The 7,035-nt window shown below is 39.2% G+C and carries 6 protein-coding genes and 1 pseudogene; 6 read left to right on the forward strand and 1 reads right to left on the reverse strand.

Going from position 1 to position 7,035, the window contains the following annotated elements:
* A pseudogene (locus HT693_RS00685) lies at nt 1-202 on the forward strand (transposase); the annotation flags it as partial.
* Here the strand turns inward: HT693_RS00685 and HT693_RS11805 are convergent.
* On the reverse strand, nt 186-368 hold the full coding sequence (locus tag HT693_RS11805; protein WP_078374317.1) for a hypothetical protein: 183 nt from the start codon (nt 366-368) through the stop codon (nt 186-188). The pseudogene HT693_RS00685 and the gene HT693_RS11805 sit on opposite strands and share 17 nt — an antisense overlap.
* Before the next feature lie 126 nt (nt 369-494).
* Between HT693_RS11805 and HT693_RS00690 the strand changes: the two genes are divergently transcribed.
* The 5 genes from HT693_RS00690 to HT693_RS00710 all read left to right on the forward strand — a co-directional run bounded on the left by HT693_RS00690 (nt 495) and on the right by HT693_RS00710 (nt 6,976).
* Entirely contained in the window at nt 495-2,474 is a 1,980-nt protein-coding gene (locus tag HT693_RS00690) for a peptide ABC transporter substrate-binding protein (protein WP_000742234.1), read from the forward strand.
* Between the two features lie 66 nt (nt 2,475-2,540).
* Nucleotides 2,541-4,037 carry an ABC transporter permease gene (locus HT693_RS00695; protein ID WP_166731958.1) on the forward strand — a complete coding sequence of 499 codons (1,497 nt, stop codon included), beginning with the start codon at nt 2,541-2,543 and terminating at the stop codon, nt 4,035-4,037.
* Nucleotides 4,037-4,963 carry an oligopeptide ABC transporter permease OppC gene (gene oppC, locus HT693_RS00700; protein ID WP_000103690.1) on the forward strand — a complete coding sequence of 309 codons (927 nt, stop codon included), beginning with the start codon at nt 4,037-4,039 and terminating at the stop codon, nt 4,961-4,963. The genes HT693_RS00695 and oppC overlap by 1 nt, the downstream gene beginning before the upstream one ends.
* Before the next feature lie 8 nt (nt 4,964-4,971).
* Nucleotides 4,972-6,039 (forward strand): ABC transporter ATP-binding protein, encoded by a 1,068-nt coding sequence (locus HT693_RS00705; RefSeq protein WP_000159563.1) that lies wholly within the window; start codon nt 4,972-4,974, stop codon nt 6,037-6,039.
* Nucleotides 6,040-6,049: 10 nt separating this feature from the next.
* Nucleotides 6,050-6,976, forward strand: a complete 927-nt coding sequence (locus tag HT693_RS00710) for an ATP-binding cassette domain-containing protein (protein WP_001291299.1) — start codon at nt 6,050-6,052, stop codon at nt 6,974-6,976.
* Nucleotides 6,977-7,035: the final 59 nt, after the last annotated feature.

The following is a 7,035-nucleotide window of genomic DNA, read 5'->3' on the forward strand; positions in this document are numbered from 1 at the left end:
AAAACTAAATGACTATAAAAAGAAATGCCACGCTATGAAGGCTCAAGCGATTGTCACAAGTCAAGGGAGAATTGTTTCTTTGGATATCGCTGTGAACTATTGTCATGATATGAAGTTGTTCAAAACGAGTCGCAGAAATATCGGACAAGCTGGTAAAATCTTGGCTGACAATGGTTATCAAGGACTCATGAAGCTATATCCTCTTTTGCAGGAAGTCTAATATTGTTATAAAATGATTTGAATTCCAAAATCACATTGTTCCGTCCGTATTTTATTTTACTGTATGTCTTCCTAAGCTCCAAAGTTTCTGCGTCAAATTTCCTATTTTCACTGTAGTCTTTGACACTTCGAACGACAATTTGAATCATATATTCAAAAAAAATGAAAAATTTGTGCCAACAAGCCTAAATATTCTGAAAATTTGTTTGATTTTTAATGGATAATATGATATAATGGTTGTCAATCTATAATTCACATAAACAGAGGAGTAGAAAATGAAAAAAAATCGTGTATTTGCTACAGCAGGTCTTGTTTTATTAGCAGCAGGTGTACTTGCAGCATGCAGTTCTTCAAAATCATCTGATTCATCAGCCCCTAAAGCTTATGGCTATGTTTATACAGCAGACCCAGAAACCTTGGACTACCTGATTTCAAGTAAAAATAGTACAACAGTAGTGACTTCAAATGGGATTGATGGTTTATTCACTAACGATAATTACGGTAATCTTGCTCCTGCAGTTGCAGAGGATTGGGAAGTCTCTAAGGATGGTTTGACCTACACTTATAAGATTCGTAAAGGGGTTAAATGGTTTACCTCTGATGGAGAAGAATATGCAGAGGTGACGGCTAAAGATTTCGTGAACGGTTTAAAACACGCAGCAGATAAAAAATCAGAAGCTATGTATTTAGCTGAAAATTCGGTTAAAGGCTTGGCAGATTATCTATCAGGAACTTCAACAGATTTTTCAACAGTTGGTGTCAAGGCGGTTGATGATTATACGTTACAATACACTTTGAACCAGCCTGAACCGTTTTGGAACTCTAAGTTGACCTATTCTATTTTCTGGCCTCTGAATGAAGAATTCGAAACATCAAAAGGAAGCGATTTTGCTAAACCAACAGATCCGACATCCTTGCTTTATAATGGTCCATTCTTGTTGAAAGGGTTGACTGCAAAATCTTCTGTAGAGTTTGTAAAAAATGAGCAATATTGGGATAAAGAAAATGTCCACCTAGATACTATCAATCTAGCTTACTATGATGGATCAGATCAGGAGTCGCTAGAGCGTAACTTCACTAGTGGAGCTTATAGTTATGCCCGTCTTTACCCTACCAGCTCCAACTATTCTAAGGTTGCAGAAGAATACAAGGACAATATCTATTACACACAATCAGGCTCTGGGATTGCTGGTCTGGGTGTGAATATTGATCGCCAAAGTTACAACTATACTTCTAAAACTACAGATTCAGAGAAAGTAGCTACTAAGAAGGCATTGCTTAACAAAGATTTCCGTCAAGCCTTGAATTTTGCTCTTGATCGCTCAGCTTACTCAGCTCAAATCAATGGTAAAGATGGAGCAGCTTTAGCAGTTCGTAATTTATTTGTAAAACCAGACTTTGTTTCAGCTGGTGAGAAGACCTTTGGTGATTTAGTCGCTGCTCAACTTCCTGCTTATGGTGATGAGTGGAAAGGTGTGAATTTAGCTGATGGGCAGGATGGTTTATTCAATGCTGACAAGGCCAAGGCAGAGTTTGCGAAAGCTAAGAAAGCTTTAGAAGCAGACGGCGTTCAGTTTCCTATTCATCTGGACGTTCCAGTAGACCAAGCATCAAAAAACTACATATCTCGTATTCAGTCCTTTAAACAATCTGTAGAAACAGTTCTTGGTGTTGAAAATGTCGTTGTTGATATTCAACAAATGACAAGTGATGAATTCCTTAATATTACTTACTATGCTGCCAATGCTTCATCTGAGGATTGGGATGTATCAGGAGGAGTTTCATGGGGTCCAGACTATCAAGACCCATCTACTTACCTGGATATTTTAAAAACAACTAGCAGTGAAACTACAAAAACATATTTAGGATTTGATAATCCAAATAGCCCTTCAGTAGTTCAAGTTGGTTTGAAAGAATACGATAAATTAGTTGATGAAGCTGCCAGAGAGACAAGCGACTTGAATGTCCGTTATGAAAAATATGCAGCGGCTCAAGCATGGTTGACAGATAGTTCACTCTTTATTCCTGCTATGGCTTCTTCTGGTGCAGCACCAGTGCTTTCACGAATTGTTCCATTTACTGGAGCTTCTGCGCAAACAGGCTCTAAGGGGTCAGATGTTTACTTCAAATATTTGAAATTACAAGATAAAGTGGTGACTAAGGAAGAGTATGAAAAAGCTCGTGAAAAATGGTTGAAAGAAAAAGCTGAATCAAATGAGAAAGCTCAAAAAGAATTGGCAAGTCATGTGAAGTAAATAATTTCTAATAGAACTTTCTCTCCATGAGGAGAAGGTTCTTTTGGGATTTTTAAAGGAAATAATATGAAAAAATATATTTTTATGCGTGTTTTGCGGTCATTGGTTTCGATTTTCTTAGTAACGACTTTGACCTACACGATTATCTATACCTTGGTTCCTCGAAAATTGATTTTCAAGCAGGATCCTAACTATAATAAAATTGCGACAACGGCTGATAAACGTGATAACTATGAAAATACTGTGTTTGAGCGTATGGGCTACATTGAGTATTACGATACTAAAGAGTTGCAAGAAAAGGCAAGTAGCATGGATTCTTCTGTAACAGTAGAAGCAAATGCGACCAATAAAGCTATTTATGAAAAGTACATCAATCAATTAGGTCATGGTTGGACTTTGGGAGAATTTACTGAAAGTGGTCAATTCTATGCTACTCGTGAAATTCCAATTTTTGAACGTGTTTTTCACTTCTATGCTAACTTGATTGACATTGACCATACAAATAAAATCCAAGACCCTGAAAATCCAGACTTGAAACGCTACCTTCGTTTTGAAAATGATCCAGCTATCGGATGGTCATTGGTCGGTTCAGGAACTAAACATAAATATCTCTTGTACTTTAACAGTCAGTTCCCATTTGTTCATCAAAACTTTGTGAACTTGAATTTAGGTGACTCTTACCCAACCTATGCTAATACACCAGTTCTTCAGGTTATTACTCAAGGTCAAGGACAAACCAAAACTGCCCAAGTTCAGTTCCCAACAGGTAAGAAAACGTCTTCTGTAAATATTTACTCAAGAACCTACAAGTCACCTAGTCAGGCTGACTCTCGTGAAGTAGCTAGCTATGGGAAAGATGATCCTTATACAGCGACTGAAAGTAATTACCAATATCCATCTATGATTGTCAGCTCTGCTATTACTGGTTTGATTGGTTTGGTGATTTCTTATGCGATTGCAGTGCCACTTGGTTCAGCCATGGCTCGTTTCAAGAACACTTGGATTGATAGCTTCTCAACAGGGGCTTTGACCTTCTTGCTTGCTCTTCCAACCATTGCCTTGGTTTACATCGTTCGATTGATTGGATCATCTATTGGTCTTCCAGATTCGTTCCCTATCTTGGGAGCTGGAGATTGGCGTTCTTACGTTTTACCAGCAGTCATCCTTGGTTTGTTGGGTGCTCCTGGTACAGCTATTTGGATTCGTCGTTACATGATTGACTTGCAATCTCAAGACTTTGTTCGTTTCGCTCGTGCAAAAGGTTTGTCTGAAAAAGAAATTTCAAACAAACACATCTTTAAAAATGCCATGGTTCCGCTGGTTTCAGGAATTCCTGGTGCTATTATTGGGGTTATCGGTGGTGCAACCCTTACTGAAACAGTCTTCGCCTTCCCAGGTATGGGTAAAATGTTGATTGACTCTGTAAAAGCATCTAATAACTCTATGGTCGTTGGTCTTGTCTTCATCTTTACATGTATTTCTATCTTCTCACGTCTTTTGGGAGATATTTGGATGACTATTATTGACCCACGTATTAAATTGACTGAGAAAGGAGGCAAATAATGTCTACAATCGATAAAGAAAAATTTCAGTTTATAAAACGTGACGATTTTGCCTCTGAAACTATTGATGCGCCAGCATATTCTTACTGGAAATCAGTGTTTAGACAATTTATGAAGAAAAAATCAACTGTAGTCATGTTGGGAATCTTGGTAGCCATCATTTTGATGAGTTTCATCTACCCAATGTTTTCTAAGTTTGATTTCAATGATGTCAGCAAGGTAAACGACTTTAGTGCTCGTTATATCAAGCCAAATGCTGAGCATTGGTTCGGTACAGACAGTAACGGTAAATCACTCTTTGACGGTGTCTGGTTTGGAGCTCGTAACTCTATCCTTATTTCTGTGATTGCGACAGTGATTAACTTGGTTATCGGTGTTTTTGTCGGTGGTATTTGGGGAATTTCAAAATCAGTTGACCGTGTCATGATGGAAGTTTATAACGTCATCTCAAACATCCCATCTCTTTTGATTGTCATTGTCTTGACTTACTCAATCGGAGCTGGATTCTGGAATCTGATTTTTGCTATGAGTGTGACGACATGGATTGGGATTGCCTTCATGATCCGTGTGCAAATCTTGCGTTATCGTGATTTGGAATACAACTTGGCGTCACGTACTTTGGGAACACCAACCTTGAAGATTGTTGCCAAAAACATTATGCCACAATTGGTATCTGTTATTGTGACAACGATGACTCAAATGCTTCCAAGCTTTATCTCATACGAAGCCTTCTTGTCTTTCTTCGGTCTTGGATTGCCGATTACAGTGCCAAGTTTGGGTCGTTTGATTTCGGATTATTCACAAAACGTAACAACCAATGCTTACTTGTTCTGGATTCCATTGACAACCCTTGTTTTGGTATCCTTGTCCCTTTTCGTAGTTGGTCAAAACTTAGCGGATGCTAGTGATCCACGTACACATAGATAGGAGTAGAAATGACAAAAGAAAAAAATGTAATTTTGACTGCTCGCGATATTGTCGTGGAATTTGACGTTCGTGACAAAGTATTGACAGCCATTCGCGGCGTTTCCCTTGAACTAGTTGAAGGAGAAGTATTAGCCTTGGTAGGTGAGTCAGGATCAGGAAAATCTGTTTTGACAAAGACCTTCACAGGTATGCTCGAAGAAAATGGTCGCATTGCCCAAGGTAGTATTGACTACCGTGGTCAGGATTTGACAAATCTATCTTCTCACAAGGATTGGGAACAAATTCGTGGTGCTAAGATTGCGACTATCTTCCAGGATCCAATGACTAGTTTGGACCCCATTAAAACAATTGGTAGCCAGATTACAGAAGTTATTGTAAAACACCAAGGAAAAACAGCCAAGGAAGCAAAAGAATTGGCCATTGACTACATGAATAAAGTTGGAATCCCAGACGCAGATAGACGTTTTGATGAATACCCATTCCAATATTCTGGAGGAATGCGTCAACGTATCGTTATTGCGATTGCCCTTGCCTGCCGACCTGATGTCTTGATCTGTGATGAGCCAACAACTGCCTTGGATGTAACCATTCAAGCTCAGATTATTGATTTGCTAAAATCTTTACAAAACGAGTATCATTTCACAACAATCTTTATCACTCACGACCTTGGTGTGGTAGCAAGTATTGCGGATAAGGTAGCGGTTATGTATGCAGGAGAAATCGTTGAGTATGGAACTGTTGAGGAAGTCTTCTATGACGCTTGCCATCCATATACATGGAGTCTCTTGTCTAGCTTGCCTCAGCTTGCTGATGATAAAGGGGATCTTTACTCAATCCCAGGAACACCTCCGTCACTTTATACTGACTTGAAAGGGGATGCCTTTGCCTTGCGTTCTGACTATGCAATGCAGATTGACTTCGAACAAAAAGCTCCTCAATTCTCAGTATCAGAGACACATTGGGCTAAAACTTGGCTTCTTCATGAGGATGCTCCAAAAGTAGAAAAACCAGCTGTGATTGCAAATCTCCATGATAAGATCCGTGAAAAAATGGGATTTGCCCATCTGGCTGACTAGGAGGAAGGAAATGTCTGAAAAATTAGTAGAAATTAAAGATTTAGAAATTTCCTTCGGTGAAGGAAGTAAGAAGTTTGTCGCGGTTAAAAATGCTAACTTCTTTATCAACAAGGGAGAAACGTTCTCGCTTGTTGGTGAGTCAGGTAGTGGGAAAACAACTATTGGTCGTGCTATCATCGGTCTCAATGATACAAGTAATGGAGATATCATTTTTGAGGGTCAAAAGATTAATGGTAAGAAATCGCGTGAACAAGCTGCGGAATTGATTCGTCGTATCCAGATGATTTTCCAAGACCCTGCGGCAAGTTTGAATGAACGTGCGACTGTTGATTATATTATTTCTGAAGGTCTTTACAATCACCATTTGTTTAAGGATGAAGCAGAGCGTGAAGAGAAAGTTCAAAATATTATCCGTGAAGTGGGTCTGCTTGCTGAGCATTTGACTCGTTACCCTCATGAGTTTTCAGGTGGTCAACGTCAACGTATCGGTATTGCCCGTGCCTTGGTCATGCAACCAGACTTTGTTATTGCGGATGAACCAATTTCAGCCTTGGACGTTTCTGTGCGAGCCCAAGTCTTGAACTTGCTCAAAAAATTCCAAAAAGAACTTGGCTTGACCTATCTCTTTATCGCCCATGACTTGTCGGTTGTTCGTTTTATTTCAGATCGTATCGCAGTTATTTACAAGGGTGTTATTGTAGAGGTTGCAGAGACAGAAGAATTGTTTAACAATCCAATTCACCCATATACTCAAGCCTTGCTTTCAGCGGTACCAATTCCAGACCCAATCTTGGAACGTAAGAAGGTCTTGAAGGTTTACGACCCAAGTCAACACGACTATGAGACTGATAAACCATCCATGGTTGAAATCCGTCCAGGTCACTATATTTGGGCGAACCAAGCCGAATTGGCACGTTATCAAAAAGGACTAAACTAGTAATGGTTTTATAATTTCCATGTCAATTTTTAGGCTCTTTGTCAACTGTAGTGGGTTGA

This window comes from Streptococcus sp. 2154 (genome assembly GCF_013277255.1).
Classification (GTDB): Bacteria; Bacillota; Bacilli; order Lactobacillales; family Streptococcaceae; genus Streptococcus; species Streptococcus pseudopneumoniae.

Coding starts and splice junctions, on each gene's coding strand:
- HT693_RS00690 (WP_000742234.1), top strand. CDS start 495: ATGAAAAAAAATCGTGTATTTGCTACAGCAGGTCTTGTTTTATTAGCA.
- HT693_RS11805 (WP_078374317.1), bottom strand. CDS start 368: ATGATTCAAATTGTCGTTCGAAGTGTCAAAGACTACAGTGAAAATAGG.
- HT693_RS00705 (WP_000159563.1), top strand. CDS start 4,972: ATGACAAAAGAAAAAAATGTAATTTTGACTGCTCGCGATATTGTCGTG.
- HT693_RS00710 (WP_001291299.1), top strand. CDS start 6,050: ATGTCTGAAAAATTAGTAGAAATTAAAGATTTAGAAATTTCCTTCGGT.
- HT693_RS00695 (WP_166731958.1), top strand. CDS start 2,541: ATGAAAAAATATATTTTTATGCGTGTTTTGCGGTCATTGGTTTCGATT.
- oppC (WP_000103690.1), top strand. CDS start 4,037: ATGTCTACAATCGATAAAGAAAAATTTCAGTTTATAAAACGTGACGAT.